This window comes from Rhizobium sp. CFBP 13726, assembly GCF_014841925.1.
GTDB lineage: Bacteria > Pseudomonadota > Alphaproteobacteria > Rhizobiales > Rhizobiaceae > Neorhizobium > Neorhizobium soli.
In genome coordinates this window covers 1,010,285-1,035,446 of record NZ_JACYUU010000001.1, presented here as the reverse complement: position 1 = coordinate 1,035,446, position 25,162 = coordinate 1,010,285, and the positions used below count along the sequence as shown (strand labels likewise).

The 25,162-nt window shown below is 60.5% G+C and carries 23 protein-coding genes and 1 tRNA gene; 10 read left to right on the top strand and 14 right to left on the bottom strand.

Translation table 11 applies throughout. From position 1 onward, the window contains the following. The first annotated feature begins 45 nt into the window (after window positions 1-45). Entirely contained in the window at window positions 46-426 is a 381-nt protein-coding gene (locus IFT66_RS05130) for a glyoxalase/bleomycin resistance/extradiol dioxygenase family protein (RefSeq protein ID WP_062456878.1), read from the top strand. Between the two features lie 300 nt (window positions 427-726). Here the strand turns inward: IFT66_RS05130 and IFT66_RS05125 are convergent, their stop codons facing one another. The 7 genes from IFT66_RS05125 to IFT66_RS05095 all read right to left on the bottom strand — a co-directional run bounded on the left by IFT66_RS05125 (window position 727) and on the right by IFT66_RS05095 (window position 8,266). Next, window positions 727-1,584 carry an MBL fold metallo-hydrolase gene (locus IFT66_RS05125; protein ID WP_192076907.1) on the bottom strand — a complete coding sequence of 286 codons (858 nt, stop codon included), beginning with the start codon at window positions 1,582-1,584 and terminating at the stop codon, window positions 727-729. Between the two features lie 4 nt (window positions 1,585-1,588). After that, on the bottom strand, window positions 1,589-2,371 hold the full coding sequence (locus IFT66_RS05120) for a TatD family hydrolase (protein WP_192076906.1): 783 nt from the start codon (window positions 2,369-2,371) through the stop codon (window positions 1,589-1,591). An 8-nt stretch (window positions 2,372-2,379) separates the two neighbouring features. Next, a complete protein-coding gene (gene metG / locus IFT66_RS05115) occupies window positions 2,380-3,936 on the bottom strand; it encodes a methionine--tRNA ligase (protein WP_192076905.1) in 1,557 nt (518 codons plus the stop codon). A 94-nt stretch (window positions 3,937-4,030) separates the two neighbouring features. Further along, window positions 4,031-5,062, bottom strand: coding sequence for a DNA polymerase III subunit delta' (locus tag IFT66_RS05110; protein WP_192076904.1), 1,032 nt, complete (start codon window positions 5,060-5,062; stop codon window positions 4,031-4,033). Continuing rightward, the gene (gene tmk / locus IFT66_RS05105; RefSeq protein WP_199864754.1) at window positions 5,059-5,781 is read right to left on the bottom strand and encodes a dTMP kinase; all 723 of its coding nucleotides are present in this window, start codon (window positions 5,779-5,781) and stop codon (window positions 5,059-5,061) included. Before tmk ends, IFT66_RS05110 begins: the two co-directional genes overlap by 4 nt. 21 nt (window positions 5,782-5,802) lie before the next feature. Next, on the bottom strand, window positions 5,803-6,972 hold the full coding sequence (locus tag IFT66_RS05100) for a D-alanyl-D-alanine carboxypeptidase family protein (protein ID WP_249406343.1): 1,170 nt from the start codon (window positions 6,970-6,972) through the stop codon (window positions 5,803-5,805). A 157-nt stretch (window positions 6,973-7,129) separates the two neighbouring features. Beyond that, entirely contained in the window at window positions 7,130-8,266 is a 1,137-nt protein-coding gene (locus IFT66_RS05095) for a septal ring lytic transglycosylase RlpA family protein (RefSeq protein ID WP_082476292.1), read from the bottom strand. Window positions 8,267-8,590: 324 nt separating this feature from the next. Between IFT66_RS05095 and IFT66_RS05090 the strand changes: the two genes are divergently transcribed. Both IFT66_RS05090 and IFT66_RS05085 read left to right on the top strand, forming a co-directional pair. Further along, window positions 8,591-8,680: transfer RNA gene (locus tag IFT66_RS05090), tRNA-Ser, on the top strand. A 121-nt stretch (window positions 8,681-8,801) separates the two neighbouring features. Continuing rightward, window positions 8,802-9,233 carry a response regulator gene (locus IFT66_RS05085; protein ID WP_192076903.1) on the top strand — a complete coding sequence of 144 codons (432 nt, stop codon included), beginning with the start codon at window positions 8,802-8,804 and terminating at the stop codon, window positions 9,231-9,233. Window positions 9,234-9,315: 82 nt separating this feature from the next. Here the strand turns inward: IFT66_RS05085 and IFT66_RS05080 are convergent, their stop codons facing one another. From IFT66_RS05080 to IFT66_RS05070, 3 genes are read right to left on the bottom strand one after another with little or no spacing between them, the layout of a single operon-like run. Then, a complete protein-coding gene (locus IFT66_RS05080; protein ID WP_342344748.1) occupies window positions 9,316-10,323 on the bottom strand; it encodes a sensor histidine kinase in 1,008 nt (335 codons plus the stop codon). Between the two features lie 4 nt (window positions 10,324-10,327). Next, window positions 10,328-10,786 (bottom strand): response regulator, encoded by a 459-nt coding sequence (locus tag IFT66_RS05075; RefSeq protein WP_062456905.1) that lies wholly within the window; start codon window positions 10,784-10,786, stop codon window positions 10,328-10,330. Continuing rightward, window positions 10,779-12,974 (bottom strand): ATP-binding protein, encoded by a 2,196-nt coding sequence (locus IFT66_RS05070; protein WP_192076902.1) that lies wholly within the window; start codon window positions 12,972-12,974, stop codon window positions 10,779-10,781. Before IFT66_RS05070 ends, IFT66_RS05075 begins: the two co-directional genes overlap by 8 nt. A 351-nt stretch (window positions 12,975-13,325) precedes the next feature. Here IFT66_RS05070 and IFT66_RS05065 point away from each other — a divergent pair, with 351 nt between their 5' ends. From IFT66_RS05065 to IFT66_RS05035, 7 genes are all read left to right on the top strand, one after another. Then, complete coding sequence (locus IFT66_RS05065; protein WP_092662350.1) at window positions 13,326-13,487, top strand: hypothetical protein; 162 nt, start codon at window positions 13,326-13,328, stop codon at window positions 13,485-13,487. A gap of 325 nt (window positions 13,488-13,812) precedes the next feature. After that, window positions 13,813-15,705 carry a peptidylprolyl isomerase gene (locus tag IFT66_RS05060; protein ID WP_192076901.1) on the top strand — a complete coding sequence of 631 codons (1,893 nt, stop codon included), beginning with the start codon at window positions 13,813-13,815 and terminating at the stop codon, window positions 15,703-15,705. Window positions 15,706-15,724: 19 nt separating this feature from the next. Next, window positions 15,725-16,741, top strand: a complete 1,017-nt coding sequence (gene trpD / locus IFT66_RS05055; protein ID WP_062456914.1) for an anthranilate phosphoribosyltransferase — start codon at window positions 15,725-15,727, stop codon at window positions 16,739-16,741. Window positions 16,742-16,745: 4 nt separating this feature from the next. Then, window positions 16,746-17,561, top strand: a complete 816-nt coding sequence (gene trpC / locus IFT66_RS05050) for an indole-3-glycerol phosphate synthase TrpC (protein ID WP_062456917.1) — start codon at window positions 16,746-16,748, stop codon at window positions 17,559-17,561. Then, window positions 17,561-18,040: a cyclic pyranopterin monophosphate synthase MoaC gene (gene moaC / locus IFT66_RS05045; RefSeq protein ID WP_062456920.1), complete on the top strand. Its 480-nt coding sequence runs from the start codon at window positions 17,561-17,563 to the stop codon at window positions 18,038-18,040. The genes trpC and moaC overlap by 1 nt, the downstream gene beginning before the upstream one ends. Continuing rightward, complete coding sequence (locus IFT66_RS05040; RefSeq protein ID WP_192076900.1) at window positions 18,040-19,257, top strand: molybdopterin molybdotransferase MoeA; 1,218 nt, start codon at window positions 18,040-18,042, stop codon at window positions 19,255-19,257. Before moaC ends, IFT66_RS05040 begins: the two co-directional genes overlap by 1 nt. Before the next feature lie 24 nt (window positions 19,258-19,281). After that, window positions 19,282-20,748 (top strand): cryptochrome/photolyase family protein, encoded by a 1,467-nt coding sequence (locus IFT66_RS05035; RefSeq protein ID WP_192076899.1) that lies wholly within the window; start codon window positions 19,282-19,284, stop codon window positions 20,746-20,748. A 46-nt stretch (window positions 20,749-20,794) separates the two neighbouring features. Here the strand turns inward: IFT66_RS05035 and IFT66_RS05030 are convergent, their stop codons facing one another. The 4 genes from IFT66_RS05030 to IFT66_RS05015 form a co-directional block, all read right to left on the bottom strand. Continuing rightward, window positions 20,795-22,423, bottom strand: coding sequence for a CTP synthase (locus IFT66_RS05030; RefSeq protein ID WP_192076898.1), 1,629 nt, complete (start codon window positions 22,421-22,423; stop codon window positions 20,795-20,797). Between the two features lie 135 nt (window positions 22,424-22,558). Beyond that, the gene (secG, locus tag IFT66_RS05025) at window positions 22,559-23,011 is read right to left on the bottom strand and encodes a preprotein translocase subunit SecG (protein ID WP_062456931.1); all 453 of its coding nucleotides are present in this window, start codon (window positions 23,009-23,011) and stop codon (window positions 22,559-22,561) included. A 94-nt stretch (window positions 23,012-23,105) separates the two neighbouring features. Next, window positions 23,106-23,876: a triose-phosphate isomerase gene (gene tpiA / locus IFT66_RS05020; protein ID WP_192076897.1), complete on the bottom strand. Its 771-nt coding sequence runs from the start codon at window positions 23,874-23,876 to the stop codon at window positions 23,106-23,108. Window positions 23,877-24,120: 244 nt separating this feature from the next. Then, the gene (locus IFT66_RS05015) at window positions 24,121-25,008 is read right to left on the bottom strand and encodes an alpha/beta hydrolase (RefSeq protein ID WP_192076896.1); all 888 of its coding nucleotides are present in this window, start codon (window positions 25,006-25,008) and stop codon (window positions 24,121-24,123) included. Window positions 25,009-25,162: the final 154 nt, after the last annotated feature.

Genomic DNA, 25,162 nt, shown 5'->3' with positions numbered 1-25,162 from the left:
CTTTCGTAGCTTCGCACGTTCGTCAAACGAGGAATTCAACGACCCATGCGCATCGCCCACACAGCACTTTGGACCCGCGACCTCGACGCCGCTGCCGGGTTTTTCGAGACCTATTTCGGCGCAACGGTGGGAGAACCTTACCACAGCAAGAACAGGGTAGGGTTCACATCGAGGTTCGCCAACCTGCCCGGTGCAGAGGACCAGATCGAGCTCATGTCCGGGCCATGGGTGACGGACGCCACAGAAGAAAGCGTTGGCTGGGATCATATCGCCATCGCCCTTGGCAGCGAGAGTGCAGTCGATGCTTTGGCGGAACGTTGCCGACTGGCCGGCTGTCTGCGGTCAGGACCCAGATGGACCGGTGACGGGTTCTACGAGGCCGTCATCGTGATGCCGGATGGTAGCGCCGTCGAGATCACCGTTTGAACGCGATGCCGACGGCGCACAAAGTTGTTGCGTTCGATCATCAATGTTCTGGGTACTGAAACGTATGGGATGTGATCCGGCGGATCCGGCGCTCGCTCAGGTCAAGACCATGCGCCAGTGACACTATTGTCATCAAGCAAGATCCGGCCTTGGACGAAACTTCGATCCGCCGCAGATCGCGCTCGCTACTCACATGCGGGGAGTGTGACAGTCCAGCTTTGCAGCAACATCCAAAGATCAGATAAGATAGATTATGGAACTAAAGAATGTGGCTGGAAGCGTAAAACTTGGCCTTCTCCCTTAGAGCTGCAGATCATCCGCCGTCACATCGACTTCGAACGCCAAACCGTCATAGGCCGGTTCGACATGGCCCGGCGTTTCAGCCATGACGCGATCGTAGTCCAGTGGAATATGCATGTGGGTCAGCAACGCGCGCTTTGGCGCCAGATGGCTGATCCAGTCGAGTGCCTGCTGAAGTGAAAGATGGCTCGGATGCGTGCGGTACTGGAGCGCGTCGATGATGAGCGTATCCAGTCCTGTAAGCTTCGGCACGGTTTCCGGCGGAAAGTCGCTGACATCGCTGCAGTAAGCGACGTTGCCGATCCGGAAGCCTAGTGAATTGATATCGCCGTGGATCTGCCTGAGCGGCTGGAACCGGATGGCACCGCCCGGACCGTCTATGACGATCGGCGCGTCCATCGTCTCGATCAGCACCGGCTTGACGATCGGCGGATAGCTGCCGCCGGCCGGTGTTTCCAGGCAATAGCCGAAGCCCTGGCGGATGCGGTCCATCGTCGGCGGATCGGCATGGATCGGAATGCGGTGCTTCTGCAGAATGAAATAGCCGCGCAGATCGTCGATCCCGTGCAGATGATCGGCGTGTGGATGGGTGTACAGAACGGCATCGATGCGCTGGACGCTTGCGGCAATCATCTGCTCGCGAAAGTCCGGGCCGGTATCGATCACGACGGTGGTCTTGCCGCCATCCGGCGCGATCTGCTCCACCATGAACGAGGCGCGCGTGCGCCGGTTCTTCGGGTTTTGTGGGTCGCAATCGCCCCAGTCGCCATTCAGCCGCGGAACGCCCGGCGAAGACGCGCAGCCGAGAACGGTAAAGCGCCGCCGATATCCGGTGCTCGTTCCGACCCGGGCCGCCATCACCTCAAAGCCTCGGCATCTTGGAAAAGCAGCGGACCGCGTTATCCGTCGTGATCGCAGCCATGTCCGCGTAAGTCAGGCCGTGAACGTCTGCCAGCACCTCCGCAGTGTTGACCACGTAGGACGGTTCGTTGCGCTTTCCACGCCAGCGCTTCGGCGCCAGATAAGGTGCGTCGGTCTCGACCAGCAGTCGGTCCGTCGGCAGCGTTTTCGCGATGGCCCGGATGTCCTCGGATTTCGGGAATGTCAGGATGCCCGAGAAGGAGACGTAGCCACCAAGCTCGATACCGGCACGGGCGAGGTCGGGTCCGGCCGAAAAGCAATGCAGAATGAAGGGGAAAGCCCCCTTCCCGCTTTCTGCCGTCAGGATCTCGATCATGTCTTCGTCGGCACTGCGACTATGGATCACCAGCGGCAGCCCGGTTTCGCGCGCAGCTTCGATATGTCTGATCAGACCGGTCTTCTGGTCGGCCGGCGTCTGCGTGTCGTAGAAATAATCGAGACCCGCTTCGCCGATCGCGACGATCTTGTCATGCGAATTGGCAAGCCGGATCAGGTCTTCCGCCTGGATATCCAGCTCTTCGCTGGCATTGTTGGGATGCGTGCCGACCGAGCAGAACACCGACGGGTATTTTTCGGTGATCGCCAGCAGGCTGTCGAGCTTCCTCACGCGTGTCGAAATCGTTACCATCTGCCGGACACCGGCTTCATGGGCGCGCTCGATCAGTTCGTCGCGTTCGGCGTCGAAATCGGCAAAATCCAGGTGGCAATGGGTATCGATCAGCATGACTTGCCCTATGCCGCCGGCTGCGGCGCAACGTAGCGCGGAAAGACCGGGCTTGGAGCTTCCAGCACCGTGCCGGGTGTCAGGCGGCCAACCTCGCCGAGTGACGCAAAGTCACGCGATCCGGCAGGTGCAGCCACCAGATCGAGGAGCTTTGCCGACGAGTCCGGCACGAAGGGCTGCAACAGGATGGCGATCTGGCGCACCACTTCGGCGGCTACGTAAAGGACCGTCTCCATCCGGGCCGGATCGGTCTTTTTCAGCACCCATGGAGCTTGGGCTGCGAAATAGCGGTCGGTTTCCGACACGACGGCGATGATTGCCGCCAGCGCACGGTGAACGAGCTGCTTTTCCATGTCGTCGCGGCAGATCGGCAGGAGTGCATCGACGGATGCCAGCATCTGCCGGTCTGCGTCGGTCAATTCGCCGGGTGCCGGGATCTTCGCGTCGCAATTCTTGACGATCATCGACAGCGAGCGGCTGGCAAGATTGCCGATGCCGTTTGCGAGATCGGCATTGATACGCGTGCCGATCGCATCCTCGCTGCAGGTGCCGTCCTGGCCGAAGGAGATCTCCCGCAGCAGGTAATAGCGGATCGCGTCGAGGCCGAAATGGCCGATCAGTTCGAACGGATCGAGCACGTTGCCGAGCGACTTCGACATCTTCTCGCCGCCCTTCGCCAGAACGAAGCCGTGGGCATAGACGCGCTTGGGCAGCGGCAGGCCTGCCGACATCAGGAAGGCTGGCCAGTAGACGGCGTGGAAGCGGATAATGTCCTTGCCGATGATATGCGCATCCGCCGGCCAGTATTTGGCGCGCGGCCCATTTGGGTCGTCAAGGTAGCCGGTCGCTGTCAGGTAGTTCGTGAGCGCGTCGACCCAGACATACATGACGTGCGCCGGATCATCGGGAACCTTGATGCCCCAGTCGAACGTGGTGCGGGATACGGAGAGATCGCGCAGGCCGGATTTCACGAAGGAGATCACTTCGTTGCGGCGCTCGGCCGGGCCGATGAAGTCCGGATGATCCTCGTAATGCTTCAGCAGCTTGTCGCCGTATTCGGACAGCTTGAAGAAGTAGCTCGACTCTTCGACCCATTCGACCGGCGTGCCCTGCGGACCATAGCGGGTGCCGTCGCGCAGCTGCGTTTCGTCTTCCGCATAGTAGGCCTCGTCGCGGACCGAATACCAGCCCGCATAGGTATCCTTGTAGATGTCGCCGGCAGCGGACATCCGGTTCCAGATGTCCTTGCTCGCCTGATGGTGGCGCGGTTCTGTCGTGCGGATGAAATCGTCGTTCGAGGCATTGAGCAGCTTGCCCATTTCCCGGAACTGTTCGGTATTGCGCTCGGCCAGCGCTTCCGGCGAAATGCCTTCGTTGCGGGCCGTCTGCTGCATCTTCTGGCCGTGCTCGTCCGTGCCCGTCAGGAAGAAGACATCCTTGCCGTCGAGGCGCTGGAAGCGCGCCATCGCATCCGTCGCGATCAGTTCGTAGGCGTGACCGATATGCGGCTTGCCGTTCGGATAGGAGATCGCGGTGGTGATATAGAAAGGTGTCTTGTTCGGCATGGGCTGTACTCGGACAGATGTTAAGTCACGCCGCTCTTAGCGCATGTTGCAGACAAGCGAAACCCAAACTTCCCGCCATGGTCCGGATCGACGATCAGGCGAGCCTGGCGCTCTCGAGAATGGACATTAGCGTCTGCTTGCGATCGAGGTTATAGGCCTGGGCGATCTTCACCTTCTCGGTCATATCGGAAACCAGCTTTGCCCTGCGGTCCGCCGTGGCGAGATCGCCTGACAATGCGGCCTCCCTCGCCCGTTTGACGAGATGGTCCGACAGATGCTCCAGAAAGAAGCCGAAGATGACGTCGCTGTCCTTGCCGGAGAGAACGTCGGCGAGCCGGTGCATTGCCTTGCGCGCGGCCGGTCCGTCGGCAGAGACGGCATCGTCGAAGGCCGAAATGATATCGGCGCCGCCGTAGTTCAAAAGTTTGAGTGCCTGCGCGACGCTTCCCTTGGATTGCGACAGAACCATTTCCTCGGTCTTGCCGCCATCGAGTGGGCTGCCGAGGGCTGCGAGCGCGCTTGCAAGATCGGCATCACTGAGCGGTGACAGCCTGAGAGGCTGGCATCTGGACCGGATGGTCGGCAAGAGCCGTCCGGGGGCATGCGACAAAACCAGGAAGAGCGCACGCCGCGGCGGTTCTTCGAGGATCTTGAGGATCGCGTTGGCTGCATTGCGGTTGAGGTCGTCGGCCGCATCGATAATGACGATGCGCCAGTTTCCGGTTCCGGATGTCTGGGAAAAGAAGTGCCCGGCCCTGCGCACTTCATCGACGGTGATCGCCGTCTTCATCTTTCCGGTCTTGTCGTCGACCGGTCGAGAGAGATGCAGAAGATTGTGCGAGGCGCCCGAGGCGATCTGGCGGCTGACGGCGCTGTCTGGATCCGGATCGGCAATGTGATCAGGCGCGCTTTCCGGTTCCGGATGGGAGAGGACATGATTGGCGAAACGGAAGGCCAGCGTCGCCTTGCCGATCCCTTCCGGCCCCTCGATCAGGATGGCGTGATGGCCCTTGCCCGTTTTGTAGCTGGCACTCAGAAAATCCTCCGCGGCACGATGGCCGAACAGGTGCGGATTTCTGGCGGGCGAAATGGCGCCGTCCAGAATATGCGGATCCTGGTCGCTCATTCCGATGAACCCGTGACGCCGGCCTGATCAGCGCCGAGGCTCAAAGCCATGGGCTCGATCAGCGCTGCGATCTCCTTGGCGATGATCTCCTCATCGCGGTCGGCATCGATAACGTGACAGCGGCCGGGATCGGCGGTGGCAATCGCGAGATAAGCCTGGCGGCGCGTTTCGTGGGTCTCGATCTCTTCCCGCTCGAAACGGTCGGGGGCTTCGTCCGGCGCGCGTTTGCGGGCACGGCCAAGGCCGATTTCTGCGGGCAGATCGAGGATCACGGTACAATCCGGTTTGACGCCGTCGATCGCGACACGCTGCAAGGCCTCAATGAGATCGGACTCCAGATTGCCGGTGGCGCCCTGGTAGACGCGCGAGGAATCGATGAACCGGTCGCAGAGAACGATTGCGCCGCTTGCGAGCGCCGGCCGGATGACCTCCTCGACGTGGTCGTTGCGGGCCGCCGCAAACAGGATCGCTTCGAGCCTAGTCCCGAACTCTTGGGCTGCACCCGACAGCAGAACGTGGCGAACCGCTTCGGCACCCGGCGAGCCGCCCGGCTCCCGCGTCATCAGAACGTCGTAACCACGCCGGCGCAGGAGATCGGCAAGTCTGCGGATCTGGGTGGATTTCCCCGCCCCTTCCCCGCCTTCGAATGTCACGAATAGCCCGGATTGTTGTGTCACACCTAGTCCCGTATTGCGCCTGTCGATCGGTTCATAGCCCATATTGGCGCGTCACGGAACATGTCAAAGCCAGAACAACATCAGTTCCAGAACCGCGTCCGTCGCCTTGTTGAAGAGTGTCCCGTCTTCGATGGCATCCGCCGTCATCAGCGGCACTTCCCGGACCAGCCGATCTCCGGACGAGATCCTGAGAACGCCGATTTCCTGTCCTTTCGTGACAGGTGCGCGAAGCGGCCAGCGGTAGACGATCTGGCCCGAAAGGCGATCGGGGCTATTGGTCGGCAGGTAGAGATCGACCGGCTCCTGCGCGACGAGATCGACGTGGCGGCTGGTGCCGCCATAGACGCTTGCCTGGCCGATCACCTCGCCTTGCGCGAAGATCACCTTGGTCTGAAACGAGGAGAGCCCCCACTCCATCACCCGGCGCGCCTCTTCCACCCGTTCCTTGTCACTGGCAAATCCCCCCATGGCGAGGAAAAGCCGCGTTCCTTCGCGCTGTGCCGAAGCGACGAACGAGAAACCTGCGCCTTCCGCATAGCCGGCTCCAAGCCCGTCTATGCCGAGATTTAGAGCAAGCAGCGGGTTTTTGTTGCGCTGAAAGATCTTGTTCCAGGTGAAGTCCGGCTGGGCATAGAGCGGGTAGTATTGCGGATATGTCTTTTGAAGGTGCCGCGCGAGTTCCACCATGTCACGGGTGGTGGTCCGGCTTTCGGCAGACGGTAGGCCCGTCGAATTGCCGAATGCAGAGCGCGTAAGCCCCAGATCCTTGGCGCGCGCGTTCATGCGCGTCGCGAATTCGGCCTCGGAGCGGGACAGTCCTTCTGCCAGAATGATGCAGGCGTCGTTGGCATTCTGGATGATCACGCCCCGGATCAGGTCGTCGACCTTCATCTGCGATTTTAGCGCCGCAAACATGGTCGTAGTGCCGGAAGGCGCGCCACCGGTGCGCCAGGCGAACTCGGTTACGGGATAGCTGGTTTCGGGCGTGATCTCGCCGCGCTGGAGCGCGCTGAACACCACTTCCATGGTCATCAGCTTGGCGAGCGAGGCAGCAGGAAGAGACTGGTTTTCGTTTGCCGAAAGCAGCACCGTGCCGGTCTTTTCCTCGACCATATAGACCTGTCTGGCCTTGGTCGCGAAGGCTGGTGCGGCGTCCTGCGCAGACACGGTCTGTGTCGCGGAAAAGGCTGCCGTGACGCACAGGCAGGCCGAAAACAGAAAGCGTCGCATCATGCCCCCAGAAACGTTTCGACCTATGCCTACAGCATCGATCCGCGAACAGGAATCAATTTTCGGAGATAGGATGCTTTGTGGAAGACAGCGCGAACAACGCGCTGCCGATCGGGACGTCAGACGCGTCGCCTCAGGGGGTCGGGCCGTGCCGGGCCGCTTAGTCCTGCAGCAGGACGTTGCCGAACATGACCTGCTGCTTGTGGCCCTTAGGCGGCTCGACATAGGCAGTTTCGGAGGTCCAGGCCTGCTGTGCCCGGTTTGCGACCGGGCGGATCTGCTGTTCTGCCCGCGCCGGAGCGACTGGCTGAACGTAACGCTGCTGGCTTGCAACCTGCTGCTGAGCCGGGGCTGCGATCGCCTTCTGGGTCGGAGCCTGAACTGGTGCCGGCTTTGGCGCAACTGCCGCGACCTGTCGCTGCGGTGCTTGGGCACGAACAGTCTCAGCCGTCGAACGCTCGACCGGGCGCGGCGACGCCGCATACTGCTCGGCCTGTTGGAAGCCCCTCTTCGAGGATGCGTTGCTCTGCGCACGGCTCGGATAGGCGGCAGGCGTCGGTACGGACGAACCGAAGCTCTGCATCTGGTCACGCAATGGCTGGTTCGACGCGACCATCACGCCGCTTGAACTCTGACCGCCACCCGGATTGAAGGACGGCAGTCGATCGCCCTTGCGGATGTAGGACGCCATCAGGAACGGTGTATCCTCACCATCCATACGAGCGCGGCCGACATACTGGACATTGACCTTGGCAGTGCCCGAACGCTTCATATCGAGGAGCTCGGCCGTCTTGCTGGACACGTCGAGGATGCGGCCGGCGTGATACGGGCCGCGGTCGTTGACGCGGACGATGACCGACGAGCCATTTTCGACATTGGTGACGCGGGCATAGCTCGGCAGCGGAAACGTCGGATGGGCTGCCGTGAGGCTGGCAGAATCATAGACCTCGCCATTGGCGGTATAACGGCCATGGAAGGCCGAACCATACCAGGATGCGAGACCACTCTTGTTATACTGCGGATCTTCCTTGGGAACGTAGGTCTTGCCCCTCACCTGGTAAGGCTGGCCGACCATAAAGCGACCGCCGCCTTTCGGTACCGGCTGTCCGTCCTTGACGACGCGCGGACTGGCTTTGACGCCATACTCCTTCTCGGAGAAGTATTCCTTGCTGCGCACCTGCTTCTGCGCAGGTTCAGGCGTCGGCTTTGTCGTGGCACAGGATGCCATCGCCGCGAAAACCACCGTCATGCCAAGCCACTTCGCACTTAGCGAAACAATACCGCCACTCAAACGCAAAACCTGTCCGCCCCATAATTTCTTGCCACAACGAGCGCTTGAGCTTCGAAGATCGATTCGTCGTTCCGATCAATGAACCAAGCGAGACCCGTTCGGCCCCGTCTTTGATGGATGCCTAGATTTGCTTTTTTCGTGGCTAAAATGCGAACGAAAACTGTTGAGTAATTAAAATTGTATCCAGTATGGTTAACGGATACTTAAAGTAATATTCTATTAATACTTTGATTGCCGCCTTCTCCTCCAAAGACTAGGGTACCAGTGCAGCAATCGAAGCGCATCTCCAGTTGACGAGAGCAGTTCTGCGATTATAAAGCCTGACAGCGAGGAAGAGTGTCCGAGTGGTTTAAGGAACCGGTCTTGAAAACCGGCGTGCGGGAGACCGTACCGTGGGTTCGAATCCCACCTCTTCCGCCATCAGCCGATCGCATCGAAAAGAGTGGCAGCGTTCCATACACGTCATGTCTGTAATGCTTGCGGGCTTTTTGCCCTTGAAAAAAGCGTACCGCTCGCCATTTCGCAACTTCCTGTTTTAACCATGCGTGAAATGATGTCCGACAGCACAGCCTATACCGAATCCGCGAAAATCCTCCTGTTGGAGGATGATCTCCTTCTTGCCATGGACATGGAGGATTACCTCCTCGACCGTGGACACGAAGTCGTCGGACCGTTTGGACGTTTGGTCGATGCGCTCGATGCCATTCCTCGCAACGAGCTTGCCGGTGCGGTGGTCGATCTCAACCTGCACGGCGAGTTGTCCTTTCCGGTGATCGAGGAACTGCAGGCACGTTCTGTCCCCATCATCGTCTGCACCGGTTACGCCGAACTGCCGGAAGTCAAAACGAGGCTGCAGGGATTGCCGCTGCTTCCCAAGCCCTGGACGGCCCACAAGCTTTCCTCGCTGATGGAAGAGACATTCGGGGCCACTCAGGAGCCACGTGACGCGCCTTCGTCGAAGATCCAGAACTAGGCGCTCGGGCTCTCATCAAAGTTCGTTCTGACACAGTTTCGACGCGGCGTCTAAAGGCGCAGCCGCGCCGGAGTTCTGAACTTCAGTCGAATGACGGTATCGGGAAGGTGATCCGGCAGACGAGGCCTGTCTCGGCATAGTCTATTTCGACGTTCCCTCGGAGTTCATACTGGATGCTCCGCTCCACCAGCGTCGTACCAAAACCCTGTTGCTCGGGTGGCGTGACGGTCGGGCCGCCAATCTCCTGCCAGGTGAGGGTCATGGTTGCCTTTCCCACCTTCACGGCGTCGCGCACCCAGCTGATCGCGATATGACCGCCATCCTGTGACAGCCCGCCGTATTTCACCGCATTGGTCGTCAGTTCGTTGAAGACCAGGCTGAGCGCCAGTGCGGACTTCGGGTCAAGATGAACGGTCGGACCGGGATCGATCACGAACCGGTTGCCGCGGCCCTCCATATACGGTGCCAGGGTTCGACGTACGACGTCGGCAAGCTCCGCCTTGCTCCAGTTCGTTTCGAACAGGAGCGCATGTGCGTCAGCCATCGCCCGAAGCCTGCCAAGCACGTTCGACGCGTAGTCGTCGACCGTGTGACTGCTCTTTGCCGTCCGGCGTACGAGCGACATGACCATGGCCATGGTATTTTTCACCCGATGGCTCAGTTCGCGGACGAGCAGTTCCTTCTGGTTCTGCGCGCGCCGGTGCTCGGCTTTCTCGTGAGCCTCCGCCAGTGCCCGCTCGACGGCAGCGGGCAAGCGTATCAACCGTTGCTTCAGAACGTAGTCCGTCGCGCCACGCCGAAACGATTCGATCGCGGCCTCCTCCCCGAGGATACCGGAGACAAAGATAAATGGTATCTCCGGCACCTCGCGGCTTGCCATGTCCAGCGCCGCCATACCGTCGAAATCGGGCAGCGAAAAATCCGAAAGGATGAGGTCGAAATCGCGCGCTTCCAGCGCTTTCACAAATTCACTGCGGTTGCTGACGAGACGGATCTCCGGCTTTTTCGTCAACAGTTCAAGCTGCTCGCGGATCAATTCGGCATCGAGCGGGCTGTCCTCCAGCATGAGTAGGCGTGGATTGTGCTGCACTCTGTTAGCCTCCGTCTTTGGCGCGGTATCCAGGAGGTGGTTCGTTTAACAGAGCCCAAAAGACCCCGAGATCCTGAATGGCCTTGAAGAACTGCTTGAACTCGACAGGCTTCACGACGAAGGCGTTGACGCCAAGCTCGTAGCTTCGCACCAGATCCTGCTCTTCCCTCGACGACGTCAGCATGACGATCGGAATGTGGTGCAGTCTCTCGTCTTTCTTGACACGCTCGAGGACTTCGAGACCATCGATCTTGGGAAGTTTCAGATCAAGCAGCACGACGGTCGGATCGCCGGACGGGCGACCTTCATGAATCCCGGTTCCGAAGAGATAATCGATCGCCTCGGCGCCATCGCGAGCAACGACAATCTCGTTGGCAAGCTGGCACTTTTCCAACGCGGCGAGCGTGAGTTCCAGGTCGCGTGGGCTGTCTTCGACAAGCAGTATCGGGCGTAGTTCAGGCATGGGCGCGGCCTTTCTTCTCAGGGCCTGGCAGGGCAAAGACAAAGGTTGCGCCCTTGTCCACTTCCCCATGGGCGGTAATGCTTCCGTTATGGCGTTCGACGATCCTGCGCACAAGAGCAAGGCCGATACCGGTCCCCTCGAAGTCTTCGGCGCGCTGGAGCCGCTGGAAGACCCCGAACAGTTTGCCGACATAAGCCATGTCGAACCCGACGCCGTTGTCGCTGACGCTGTAGGTGGTCACATCGCCTTTGACGGAGCCCCGGACGCGGATTTCTGCGGGGTTGCGGTGCCTGCTGTACTTTACCGCGTTTTCGATAATGTTGAACCAGACCTGCCGCAACAGCGTGGCATCGCCCCAGGCGTTCGGCAACGGCTCGATCGACCACGAGATCGCTCGGTCGTCCTGGTTCAGAATCACGCTCTTCACAACCTCGGCGACAAGCTTGTTCATGTCGACATGCTTATGGATGATCGAGGCACGCCCCAGCTGCGAAAAATTGAGCAGGCCATCCACGAGCCTGCCCGCTGCCAGCGCCGAATCGGAGATGGTCCGAAGGTAGTGGCGCGATTTTTCGTCGAGACTGTTTTCCCTGTCTGTCAGCAACTGAGCGAAGCCGACGATGTGCCGGAACGGCGCCCTCAGATCGTGCGATACCGAATAGGAGAAAGCTTCAAGCTCCTTGTTGGAGCGCTGCAGTTCGCTGGTGAGTTCACCCAGCTCTTCAGCCTTTCGCAAGACGATCCCGACGATCGCGTTGCGAAGGTCGCGTGCAGCAGAAAGTTCTGCTTCGCTCCAGGCCTGAGAATGGAGCCGGACATTTTCGCTCCAGGCCTGAAAGGATTTCCGCGGATGGATACGTCCTTTTTCCTGGACAATCTTATGCGGGTCTCCAGCCCACTGGACGGTGCGGATCACCTCGGGCCGGAACCAGATCAGCCAGTTTTCGTAAAGCTCGGACAAACGAATGGCGATGATGCCGCTTGCCTCGCCGGCAAACGCTTCAGCCGATGGAAAGTCCGCAGCAAGCGATGTCGTGGCGAAGATGTCGTCGTCCGCTCTGCCGGAAAGCCAGCCGACGATGGAGCGAACTTCGTCGTCCGTCGGGGTGATCCCCACCTTGTGGCACTCTCCCTGTGCAATAATGGCGGCTCCCGAGGCCCCAACCTGCGCGACCAGATCTTTCGGCAAGGTCTCCAATCCCTCGCTCCAGGACGAAGCAGATGTCATTGCCCGCAGAAGATCACCGGAGATGCGCGCCAGCTCGACGCGGCGGGTGGCGTCCTGGGAGTGAACTTGCGCTGCGATCCGCATGGCGAGCGACTGGACGATAAAGTCGCAGGCATCGCGCACCCTGACCGGAACCATGTGAGGCTGGGCGCTATGGCAAGCGACAAGCCCCCAAAGGCGTCCGTCGATTATGATAGACATGGACATGGATGCGGCCGTGCCCATGTTGTGCATGTATTCGAGATGCACCGGCGAAACGCTGCGCAGCTGCGAGAAGCTCAGATCAAGCGGACTGCCTGTGGTCCCGATCTCGCGACCAGCGTCTATCGGCACAGGTTCATAGGATGCGTCGGGAATGACCCGCAAGCGATTGGCGGCGTAGAGCGCACGTGCCTGTGCCGGTATGTCGCCCGCCGGGAAACGCAGGTCGAGATACGATGGCAACCTGCCATTGCCTGCTTCCGCGACAACGTGTCCGTTCCAGTCGTCGTCGAACTTGTAGACGAGGACGCGATCGAACCCTGTCAGGTCGTGAACAAAGCGAGCGGCCGCCGCAAGCGAACCCGCCACATCGGCCTGCGTCGACAGAACCTGCGCAAAACCGCGCAAGCGCGCAAACAGGCTGCCGAGTGTCTGCGTTCCCGAACGTTCGACTTCCAGGATGACAAGTCCACCAGATCGATGCGCCGTCAGTGTTGCATCGGAGATATCTGTCTGGAAAACGGCTTCGCTCGACTCATGCCAATTTCTAATGTCGTCATTCAGTGAATCAAGGATCGCCGGCGCCGGACCGCCGAGGCGCAGATCGGCACCAAAAAACGCGCCGGCATTGCGGCTTGCCTGCAGGACCGTGAGATCAGCCGGCCGCAGAACGATCAGCGCACCATGCGGCTGGATCGCACCCGGTATATGGATCGGCTCCTGCGCGCAGGATTCCAGGTTGATTTCCGATCGATCCAAAATGCTTTTTCTCCCTCATCTCCGCCCGCATTCCACCGCGGTTCAGAGCCAAACAGGCTTCTAAATTAGTCCTGTCGTTTCACAAGCCAAAATACAAACTGGACGATTCATGTAAACCGAGCCGCTACCCATCGGCTCGGAATCGAGGGAACTTCGCCGTCCCAACTTCATTATTCGCTGACAAACACGAGCAAGATTCGGATGAATGCCAATGGTCCTCAAACAGTGATTGCTCACCTTTACGATTGTCGGCGCCGCGTCTCTTCGCGCCAGAAGAACTCCAGTTCCACGCAAGCGCGATTATCTAGCCTGCCCTTGTCGGAATCAATCGCGACAGTTAGGGGACAATGAATGTCTAAAGAAACCGAACACACGAGCCAGCCATCCGAACAGGCCATTGGCCTTTTCCTGCAGGACGGCGATGGCGACAGCCTTACCGACGTGCTCGTCGAAGCGCTTTACGAAGCATTTCGCATCATGGACGACGACGTCTCCACCGAAACCTACCACTAACGCGCTAAAACGTACACTGGCGGCGAATGAGCGGACGCGACGCCGGGCCTGAGACGGCTCGCCCGTGGAGATGCTGAGCAGCGTTCGGCGAAACGGGTCGTTTCGATCAATAGCGGGGATAGAGTGCCCACCGGGCCCGGCTGTCGTGACTGTCGTCGTCATATAATCCCTGCCATTACCTTCACGAAATAGTCAGTGGGGCGGACAATGGTGATGCCTGCGCGCTTTTGCGCGTCAACGCCTTCATTTCCGTTGCAGATTGTTCTAGAGACATTCGCTCAAACCGCCGGAAAGGCGGCACTACGACTGATAGGTAATATCGCCGATGCTCAATTCGCTCAGAAACGCAGCCCGCTCCTGGGTCGCAAAACTCCTGCTCCTGGTTCTTGCCGCATCCTTCGGCATCTGGGGCATTTCGCACTCCCTGATCGGATCGAACAGCAATACCGTCCTGACGGTGGGCGATCAGCAGATCTCGTCTGAAGAGTTCAGGCTGGCCTATCAGCGACAGGTCGCTAATATCGGTCGTCAGTTCGGCGCACCGCTGACCGCGGAACAGGCACGTGCATTCGGCGTCGAGAACGAGGTGTTCGCACAGCTCGCCGCAGGCGCTGCACTCGATCAGCTTTCCGACGACATGAATCTCGGTCTTTCAGAAGACAAGCTCGGTATCCTGATCAGCGAAGACCCTGCATTCCAGGGCGTCAACGGTCAGTTCGACCGTGCCTTGTTCACATCCCGCCTGCGCAATGCCGGCCTTCGCGAGGACGATTACATCAAGGAGCGCAGCAAGGTTGCCGTCCGCAGCCAGATCGTCGAATCGGTGTCCGACGGGTTCAAGCCGCCGCAGGTTCTGATCGATGCATTGAAGCAGTATCGGGACGAAAGCCGCACAGTCGAATATCTGCTTTTGTCGAACGCCAATATCGATCCCGTGAAAGCACCGACGGATGATATTCTGGCGCAGTGGTTCGAAGGTGCGAAGAGCCGCTATCGGGCCCCGGAATACCGCACGTTTGCCTATGTGAAGCTGCAGCCATCCGACATCGCGGATGCGTCTTCGATCACCGACGAGCAGGCGCGGGCCGAATACGACAAGCGGATCGCCAGCTTCAAGACGAGCGAGACCCGCACCATCGAGCAGCTGCCCTTCCCCAACATGGAAATGGCAGAAGCTGCGGCGACGCAGTTGCGCGCCGGAACGACGACGTTCGACCAGGTCATGGCGGACCAGGGCAAAACCGCAGCCGACGTTCGCCTCGGCGACTTTACCCGCGACGCTGTTCCGGACGAGGCAATTGCAGAAGCGGCCTTCAAGCTTGGCGCGAATGGCGGCATCACGCCAGCCGTCCAAGGTACATTCGGTCCCGTCATTTTGCGGGTCTCCAACGTTCGCCCGGAAACCACCCGCGCCTTCGACGAAGTCAAGGGCGAGTTGCGCCAGCAGATGGCGGTCGCGGCCGCCTCGCAGGAACTCAACACGGCACATGACCGCTTCGAGGAGTTGCGCAGCAACGGGACGACGCTTGAAGACGCAGCAAAGGATCTGAACCTCAAGCTCGTCACGGTCACGGCCAATGCATCCGGTCTTGATCCGCAGGACAAGCGCATTGCGGATCTCCCGAGTGGTACCACGCTTTTGACCGACGTCTTCCGCACCGATCCCGGCGCCGATACGCTGCCGCTGACGGTTGGCACCGACGGCTTCGTCTGGTTCGAGGTCCGCAATGTCACGCCGGAACGGGAACGTCCGCTTAGCGAAGTCCGCGACCGGGCCGTTGCCGACTGGACGGCTGATCAGCAGCGTCAGGCGCTTTCGGCACGCACGGCCGACCTCAAGGGTCGCCTCGACAAGGGCGAGACGCTGGCAGTGATCGCTGAGGATCTCGGCGTCGCCATCGAAACGAAGCCCGGCCTGCGCCGCAACGGCGAGGACGCCATCTTCGGCAACGAGGCGATTGCGGCAGCCTTTGCAGGTCCGGTCGGTGTGACTGGAACTGCGCTCGGATCGGACGGCGAGAGCCGCCTTCTTCTGAAGGTGACGGCGGTCGATCAGGCCACGAGCGATGCGCTTGCCGGCGACGAGCAACTCCAGCGCATGGCCGATTCTGCCGGCGATGACATGCTCGATCAGATGGTCAACAGCCTCAAGAACACCTACGGTGTTTCGATCAACCAGGCCGCCGTCAATCAGTCGGCTGCGCCCGCGCAATACTAAGCGACTTGAGAGCCAAAGAATGCCTGAGCTGAAACCCTTCATTGCCAAAGTTGCTGCCGGGGAGAGCCTCACGCTGGATGAGGCGCGTCAGGCGTTCGACATTCTGATGTCCGGCGAGGCGACGCCCTCGCAGATAGGCGGGTTTCTGATTGCGCTGCGCGTACGAGGAGAAACGGTGGCGGAAATTTCCGGCGCCGTAACGACCATGCGCGAGAAAATGCTGCGGGTCGACGCACCAGCCGATGCCGTTGATATCGTCGGCACGGGTGGGGATGGTGCCGGCACCTACAACATCTCGACACTGGCATCGATCATCGTGGCTGGTACGGGCGTTCCCGTCGCCAAGCATGGCAACCGGGCGTTGAGTTCCAAATCGGGGACGGCGGACGCTCTGTCGGCTCTCGGCGTCAACCTGGAAATCGGTCCGGACCGCATTGCCCGTTGTATCCGCGAGGCCGGGATCGGTTTCATGTTTGCGTCTATGCACCATGCCGCGATGCGCCATGTGGGGCCTAGCCGCGTCGAACTGGGTACGCGGACGATCTTCAACATTCTGGGTCCTCTCTCGAATCCTGCAGGCGCCAAGCGTCAGTTGCTCGGCGTTTTCGATCCGAAATGGCTGCAGCCGATCGCAGAGGTGCTGCGCGGTCTTGGCTCCGAGACTGTCTGGGTCGTGCATGGCCAGGGTCTGGACGAGATCACCACGACAGGCGTGACGCAGGTCTGCGCTCTGGAGGGCGGCAGTATCCGCTCCTTTGAGCTGACCCCAGCCGATTTTGGCGTGCCGCAGGCAACGCTTGCCGACCTCAAGGGTGGTGACGGCATCCACAATGCGAAGGCGTTGCGGGCGGTTCTCGGCGGGGCGAAGAATGCATACCGTGACATTTCACTCTGCAACGCGGCGGCAGCGCTTGTCGTCGCCGGAAAGGCCGAAACGCTGAAGGATGGCATGACGATCGCCACGAACGCGCTCGAAAGCGGCAATGCCGCTGCAGCGCTTGATCGGCTTGTGGCCGTATCGAACGAGAAGGATTGAGCGAATGGCGGATATTCTCAAGAAGATCGAAGCCTATAAGCGCGAGGAAATCGCAGCGGCCAAGGCGAGTGTACCGCTCACTGAGCTGAAGGCTCGTTCCGCCGACCAGCCTGCTCCGCGCGGTTTTCTGCGTGCGTTGCAGGCCAAGAAGGATGCCGGCGTTTTTGGTCTCATTGCCGAAATCAAGAAGGCGAGCCCTTCGAAAGGGTTGATCCGTGCAGATTTCGATCCGCCGTCGCTCGCCGCAGCCTATGAGGCCGGCGGTGCAGCCTGCCTGTCTGTTCTGACAGATACGCCGAGCTTTCAAGGTGCGCCGGAATTCATGGTCGCAGCAAAGGCTGCCTGCGCCCTGCCCGTTCTGCGCAAGGATTTCATGTTCGAGACCTACCAGGTGCACGAAGCGCGCGCCTGGGGAGCCGACTGCATCCTGATCATCATGGCGGCGCTGTCGGATGACGACGCGCTTGCGATCTACGAGGTCGCCGGCGAGCTTGGCATGGATGCGCTGATCGAAGTGCACGACGCCCCTGAAATGGAGCGGGCGCTGAAGCTCGAGGCACCGCTGGTGGGGATCAACAACCGCAATCTGCGCACGTTCGAGCTCGATCTCGCCATCAGTGAGACACTTGCACCGATGGTGCCAGCCGATCGACTCCTCGTCGGCGAAAGCGGCATCTTCACCTACGCCGACTGCCAGCGGCTTCAGAAGGCTGATATCGAGACCTTCCTCGTCGGTGAAAGCCTGATGCGTCAGGACGACGTTGCTGCGGCGACGCGGCTGCTGCTGTCCGGCGAGCTCTCCGCACAGGCGGCCGAATAATGGCAACACTCACTCATATCGATGCGGCCGGCGAAGCGCATATGGTCGATGTCGGCGACAAGACCGAAACCGTGCGCTCGGCGACGGCCGAGGGTCATGTCAGGATGCTTCCCGAGACGCTGGCGCTGATTCTGGATGGCAATGCCAAGAAGGGTGACGTCATTGGAACAGCGCGGCTCGCCGGGATCATGGCGGCGAAGAAGACCAGCGATCTCATTCCTCTTTGCCATCCGCTGATGCTGACCAAGGTCTCGGTCGAGATTACCGAAGACGCCGCCCTGCCCGGTCTGCGTGTCACGGCGACCGCCAAGCTGACCGGCAAGACCGGCGTCGAGATGGAAGCGCTGACGGCGGTGTCCGTTGCCTGCCTGACGATCTACGATATGGCGAAAGCCGCAGACAAGGGCATGCAGATCGGCGGCATCCAGCTTCTCGAGAAGACCGGCGGCAAGTCCGGAACATACCGCCTGGAGGGCTGATGAAAGCACTACTCCCCGTGGCGGATGCCAGGAGCCGGCTGCTCTCTGCAGCGCGTCCGATCGACGATATCGTGAATGTTCCGCTTGGCGAGGCCGACGGTCGCGTGCTGGCTGCCGATCTGGCCGCGAGGCTGACGCAGCCACCGTTCGACGCGTCCGCCATGGATGGCTACGCAGTACGGGCAGAGGACGCGTCTACGATCGGCACGGAACTGTCGGTCATCGGGACGGCGTCTGCGGGCCATGCCTTCGAGGGCATTGTCGGCCCGGGCGAGACGGTGCGGATCTTCACGGGTGCACCTCTGCCGCAGGGCGCTGATTCCGTCCTCATCCAGGAAGATGCCGAGCGAATCGCGGACGACCGGATCCGCACTGCATTTGCCGTCGTCGAAGGACGGCATGTGCGGCCCCGCGGCCAGGATTTCGCGGAGGGCGAGATCGTCCTCAAGCGCGGCACGGTGCTCGACTTCGCGCATCTAACCGTCGCCGCCGCGATGAACCATCCGACGCTTGGGATCTATCGGCGACCAAGGGTCGCGATCCTTGCGACCGGTGACGAGCTTGTAGTTCCTGGCGGTGTGCCGGCGACCGCGCAGATCATTGCCTCCAATACGTTCGGCGTCGCCGCACTGGTGCGGTCCAACGGCGGTGAGGTTCTCGACCTTGGCATCGTCAAGGACAACCAGGCGGATATCGCTGCAGCTGTCGCACGGGCGCAGCTCGAAAAGGCCGACGTGCTGGTCACGCTCGGTGGAGCTTCTGTCGGCGATCACGACCTCGTCCAGTCGACGCTGAAGGGCGCCGGTATGGAACTCGATTTCTGGCGGATCGCGATGCGTCCCGGCAAACCGCTGATGGTCGGTTCGCTCGACGGCATGCATGTGCTGGGCCTGCCCGGCAACCCGGTCGCAAGCCTTGTGACCAGTCTCCTCTTCCTCGAGCCGCTGCTGCGAAAGCTCGCGCATCTCAGCGAGAGGAACCGCGAGGTCATGGGTGTCACAGCGGAGCCTATCAAGGCGAACGACCAGCGGCAGGACTATGTTCGCGCGAGCGTGACGCGTGACGCGGCGGGAAATCTTGTTGCCAAGGCTTTCGGAAAGCAGGATTCGTCGATGATGAAGATATTTTCGCGATCCGACGGCCTTATCGTGCGTCCTCCGCACGCTCCGGAGCTGGCTGCCGGTGCACCCTGCCCTATATTGCTCATTCGTTCCTAAGGCGCTTTCCAGGCGTCCTTTGCGATGCCTCGAACGGAGAAGCGCGTGCCTGCCGATCATTCAACTGACAAAGACATTCCGACCATCCTATGGTTTCGCAAGGACCTCCGTCTCGATGACAATGCGGCGCTGAATGCCGCGATCGATGCCGGCGGCGCGGTCATCCCCGTCTATATCCGCGAACCCGACGAACTGAACATCGGGCCTCTCGGTGGGGCGCAGGAATGGTGGCTGCATCATTCGCTGACGGCACTCAAGGGCGCGCTGAAAGCGCTCGGCAGTGACCTCATCCTCGTTAGGGGAAAGGCCGAGGATGTTCTGTCCGAGATCGCCCACAAGACCGGCGCCCGCTCCGTCTTCGTCAACCGCGCCTATGAACGCACGGACTACGACCGTGAAATCGCGGTCGCCCTCAAAGACAAGGGCATCGCCATCAGCGCCTTTCATGGCCAGCTTCTCCACGAGCCGGACCGGATCCGCACGGGGGCAGGCAAGCCATTCAAGGTTTTTACACCGTTCTGGAACGCGATGCAGAAGCTCGGCGAACCGCACGAGCCGATGGATACCCCAAAGTCCATCCCTGCCCCGAAGCAATTTCCCCGTTCGGAAAGCCTGGACGGCTGGGACCTGCTGCCGACAAAGCCGGACTGGGCTTCGGGTTTTTCCGAAATGTGGACACCGGGAGAACAGGGCGCGCGGGAGAAGTTAAAGGACATCATCGACAGGGACCTGCACGACTACAAGCGCGGTCGGGACTTTCCGGCGATCGACGCCACGTCTTCGCTGTCTGCCCACCTCACCCATGGCGAGATTTCCCCTGCCCGCATCTGGTACGAGACGAGAGGTCTTCCGGCGAAGACATCGGAAGACGTGTCGCACTTCCGCCGCGAGCTTGCCTGGCGCGATTTCTGCTACGGTCTGCTGATCGAATTTCCCGGCCTCGATCGCGAAAACTGGGACGACAAGTTCGACGCATTCAAATGGCAATACAATGCCAAGCAATTCACGGCCTGGACAAAGGGGATGACGGGTTATCCGATCGTCGATGCCGGTATGCGGCAGTTGTGGAAACACGGCTACATGCACAACCGGGTGCGGATGATCACGGCGTCGTTCATGATCAAGGATCTGATGATCGACTGGCGCAAGGGCGAGCAGTGGTTCCGCGATACGCTTGTCGATGCGGATCCTGCCAACAATTCCGCCAACTGGCAGTGGGTGGCCGGCAGTGGCGCCGATGCCTCGCCCTTCTTCCGGATTTTCAATCCGATCCTGCAGGGCGAGAAATTCGATCCTGACGGTGATTACGTTCGCGAGCATGTGCCCGAACTGGCGAAGCTTGATCGCAAATACATCCACAAGCCGTTTGAGGCGCCGGCGGCCGTGCTGGAGAAGGCAGGCATCGAGCTGGGCAAGACCTATCCAAAGCCCATCGTCGATCACGGCTTTGCCCGCGACCGGGCGCTCGCCGCATACAAGGCGCTCAAGTAGAAAAGTGGGCAAAGAAAAACCCGGCCGAAGCCGGGTTTTTCTTGTCTTAGACGAGACGGCTCTGTTCGAGCGCTGCCTCGACGAAACTCGCAAACAGCGGGTGCGGATCGAGCGGTCGGCTCTTCAGTTCCGGATGGTACTGAACGCCGATGAACCACGGATGATCAGGATATTCGACCGTTTCCGGCAGAAGGCCGTCCGGTGACATTCCCGAGAAGACGAGGCCGCAGTTTTCAAGGCGGTCCTTGTATTGGACGTTCACTTCGTAACGGTGACGATGGCGCTCGGAGATATCCGTCGATCCGTAGATCTCGGCGATCTTGGTGCCCTTCTTCAGAGCTGCCTGATAGGCGCCGAGACGCATCGTGCCACCGAGGTTGCCGGCGGTAGACCGCTTCTCGAGCTCGTTGCCCTTCAGCCATTCCGTCATCAATCCGACGACCGGTTCCTCCGCAGGACCAAACTCCGTCGAGGATGCGTCTTCGATTCCGGCGAGATGACGGGCGGCTTCCACCACTGCCATCTGCATGCCGAAGCAGATCCCGAAATACGGAACCTTACGCTCGCGGGCAAACTGCGCCGCGAGGATCTTGCCTTCGGAACCGCGCTCGCCGAACCCACCGGGAACCAGAATGCCGTGAACCTTTTCAAGCCACGGAGCCGGGTCTTCCTTCTCGAAGACTTCCGATTCGATCCACTCAAGATTGACCTTGACGTGATTGGCGATGCCGCCGTGATGCAGGGCCTCGATCAACGACTTGTACGCGTCCTTGAGGCCTGTGTACTTGCCGACGATCGCGATCGTGACTTCGCCTTCCGGCGTGTGGATGCGGTTGCAGACCTCTTCCCAGGCGTCCAGACGGGGCTTGGGAGCGGGTTCGATGCCGAACGCAGCCAGCACTTCCGAATCGAGGCCTTCCTTGTGGTAGGCCATCGGGACGTCGTAGATGTTGGCGACGTCGAGCGCCTGGATGACCGCGGATGGGCGAACGTTGCAGAACAGCGAAAGCTTGCGGCGCTCGGCCTCCGGGATTTCCCGGTCTGCGCGCACCAGCAGGATGTCCGGCGCGATACCCAGCGCCTGCAGTTCCTTGACGGAATGCTGGGTCGGCTTGGTCTTCAGCTCGCCGGCTGCCGCAATGAACGGCATCAGTGTCAGATGCAGATAGATCGTTGTTCCGCGCGGCAGGTCGTTCTTGACCTGGCGGATCGCCTCCATGAACGGCATCGCTTCGATGTCGCCGACCGTACCGCCAACTTCGCAGAGGACGAAATCGTAGTCCTCATTGCCCTCGGTAACGAAATCCTTGATCTCGTTGGTGACATGCGGAATGACCTGAACGGTCGCGCCGAGGTAGTCGCCGCGGCGTTCCTTGTCGATGATGTTCTTGTAGATGCGGCCGGTGGTGATGTTGTCGGTCTTGGTCGCCGAACGGCTGGTGAACCGCTCGTAGTGACCGAGATCCAGATCGGTCTCAGCGCCGTCGTCGGTCACGAAGACCTCGCCGTGCTGCGTCGGGCTCATAGTTCCCGGATCAACGTTGAGATAAGGATCGAGCTTCCTCAGCCGAACCCGGTAACCCCTCGCCTGGAGCAGTGCTCCGAGGGCCGCGGCCGCAATTCCTTTTCCGAGGGAAGAAACCACGCCGCCTGTGATGAATACATATCGCGCCATGGGAGCCACCGAATACCTTCTGATTTCTGATTCCGCCAGCGGAATTTTCTTTTTCCGAAAAAAGTCTGTGGAATCTCCACAAACGAAAACCGGCAGGCTTTTGGCCCGCCGGAGTTTGTTGCCTTCAACCGTGCCTTACTGGCCGGTTGGAACGCTGTTCGTCGGAGCGGGCGTTGCCGGGGCCGGTGTCGCCGGAGCCGGTGCTCCCGTTGCCGGTGCTGTCGGAGCAGGCGCTGAACTCGCGCCATCCGATGGGACGCCGTTGCTTGCCGGCGGAGCGGTCGGTGCCGGGCCGAGCTGGTTCAAGATACCATTGCCTGAACCCTGCTGGCTCTGCGGAATGCGGTCGAGAATATCCGTCGGACGCGATTCGTAGCGTGCCAGAATGCCGAGCGCCAATGACGTGACGAAAAACAGCGTCGCCAGGATCGCCGTCGTGCGGGTCAGGGCGTTTGCCGTGCCGCGCGCCGACATGAAGCCGGAACCGCCGCCGATGCCAAGCCCTCCGCCTTCGGAGCGCTGGATCAGCACGACGCCGACAAGCGCCAGCACGATCATGAGATGAATGACGATCAGAACAGTCTGCATGAATAAGATCCCTGCCCCGTTGGCGAGGCAATAGAAGAAGTTTGGCGGCTCTTTACATGAGGCCCGCCCGCTTTCCAAGCCCCTATTGAACGGCTCAGGCGGTCAAGGCCTCATAGACGCCGTAGATGGCGAGAAAATCGTCGGCTTTCAAGCTGGCGCCGCCGATCAGTGCACCGTCGACGTTTTCGATCCCCATCAGCTCTGCCGCATTGCCCGGCTTGACCGAGCCGCCGTAGAGGAGACGCATCCCCTTGCCGTCGTCGCCGAACCGCTTCACGAGTTCTGCGCGCATGAAAGCATGCGCGGCTTCCACATCGGTTGCGGTCGGCGTCACGCCGGATCCGATCGCCCATACGGGCTCGTAGGCAATGACCGTGTTTGCGGCCGTGGCATGGTCAGGCAGGGAGCCAGCGAGCTGACGCTTCAGGATATCGAGTGTCTGGCCGGTGTCGCGTTCGTCCGCCGTTTCACCGACGCAGACGATCGCGATCAATCCGGCCGTGTGCGCAGCCTCGGCCTTCGCGCGAACGATCCGATCAGTTTCACGATGATCGACGCGCCTTTCGGAATGGCCGACGATCACATGCGTGCCGAAGCAGTCGGCGATCATGTCGGCGGAAATTTCGCCGGTATGCGCACCGCAATCCTTCTGATGGCAATCCTGGGCGCCGATCATCAGCGGGCTGTCCGTCGAAAGTGCCGTCGCCACATAGAGAAGCGTGGCCGGTGGACAGATCAGGGTTTCGACCTTGTCCGAGAGAGGTCCCATCACGCCCTGCGCGATTGCCTTGATCTCGGGAAGGCTGTCCCGTGTGCCGTTCATCTTCCAGTTTCCGGCAATAAGCGGGCGAATTTCTGGTGTCATGTCGATCCCTGGTCCTCTCCTCCAGCCGACGCCGTTGAGCGCCGCCACCTAAACGTGCAGGACATGCCTCCCGACATATCCTTTCACACTTCGTACGCTGAATAATGAACGTATTTCAAGTGCTTGCATGGATCATGGATGGCGCAGCATGGCCCAGATGTCGTCCCGTTGCGGGTGGGACGCGATCCACGCCGCGATTCAATCGGTTGAGAACCATTTAAACGCGCGATTGCAGCCAAACCGGTTATTTGTGGGCAATAAGCACGAAATTGAGGGCTTTGCGCCAGTCGATCATCCGGATGGGTGTTCCGTGCCCGCCTGTATTGAAAACGGACATACGGACCGGGTATCCAGCGCTCTGCAATTTCCGGTAGATCTCGGTCTGTCCGCTGGCTGCGTAGACGCTGTCGGCACTGCCATGGGCGATATAGACCGGCAGTTTCGCCTTGGCGAACGGCGTCGACGGCAGACCCGGATCAGGTGGACCGCCGAGCAGGACCATTCCCTCCAGAAAGCGGATCGTCGTGGCGTCACGGCTAACGGCCTGACAGATGAAGCCACCCATGGAGGCGCAGGCGAGGATGATTGGACGTCCTGCCGATTTCTCCGACGCATAGCGAATAAGGGCGGCGATATCGGCTGCACCTTTGTCGTCGAAGGATTTTACGCTCGGCGAATAGTAGGTCCCGCCTGACGCGGTGACGAGGTTCTTCAGCCGGTTGAAATTGCCGCCGAACGTGTAGTCGTTGACGCCGAGCCGCCTGTCGCCGCCCCTGCCGTGGATGAAGATCACCGTGAAGGCGCCACCTTGCGAAGGTCCCACCCTGGTGACATCGAGGGTCCGGCCGGAGAGGGCCAGGGTTTCATTTTCCTGGACACGGCGCGGTCCAAGCGCCACATAGGCATTCTTGACCCGCCGCTCAGGCTCGCTGTCACGTCCGTTGATGTCGCGCAGTTCCTGGTAGTCTATCATCTCGTAAGCGCCGCCGTCCTTAGTCTCCAGCACCTCGAACCTGGAGAAAAGCTCGTCCTTGAACGGCTTGATGGGGCCTTCCTGCGCGAGGCTTGCTGAAGCGGTAAGCGCGACCATGCCAGCAAGAAGCGTGCCGAAAAAGAAATGAACTGTGGACATGCGGGCTTTCATTCGGAACCTTCTGTCTTCCAACTTGCCATGCTAAAGCCGAGGCAGCATTGCTGGCAGAGCCGCCGTGTGCGTACGGCATCGCGAGAAAGCCGGTTTTCTGGCAAAATCGCATGTGATTCGAAACAGCACGAGATGGGTATGG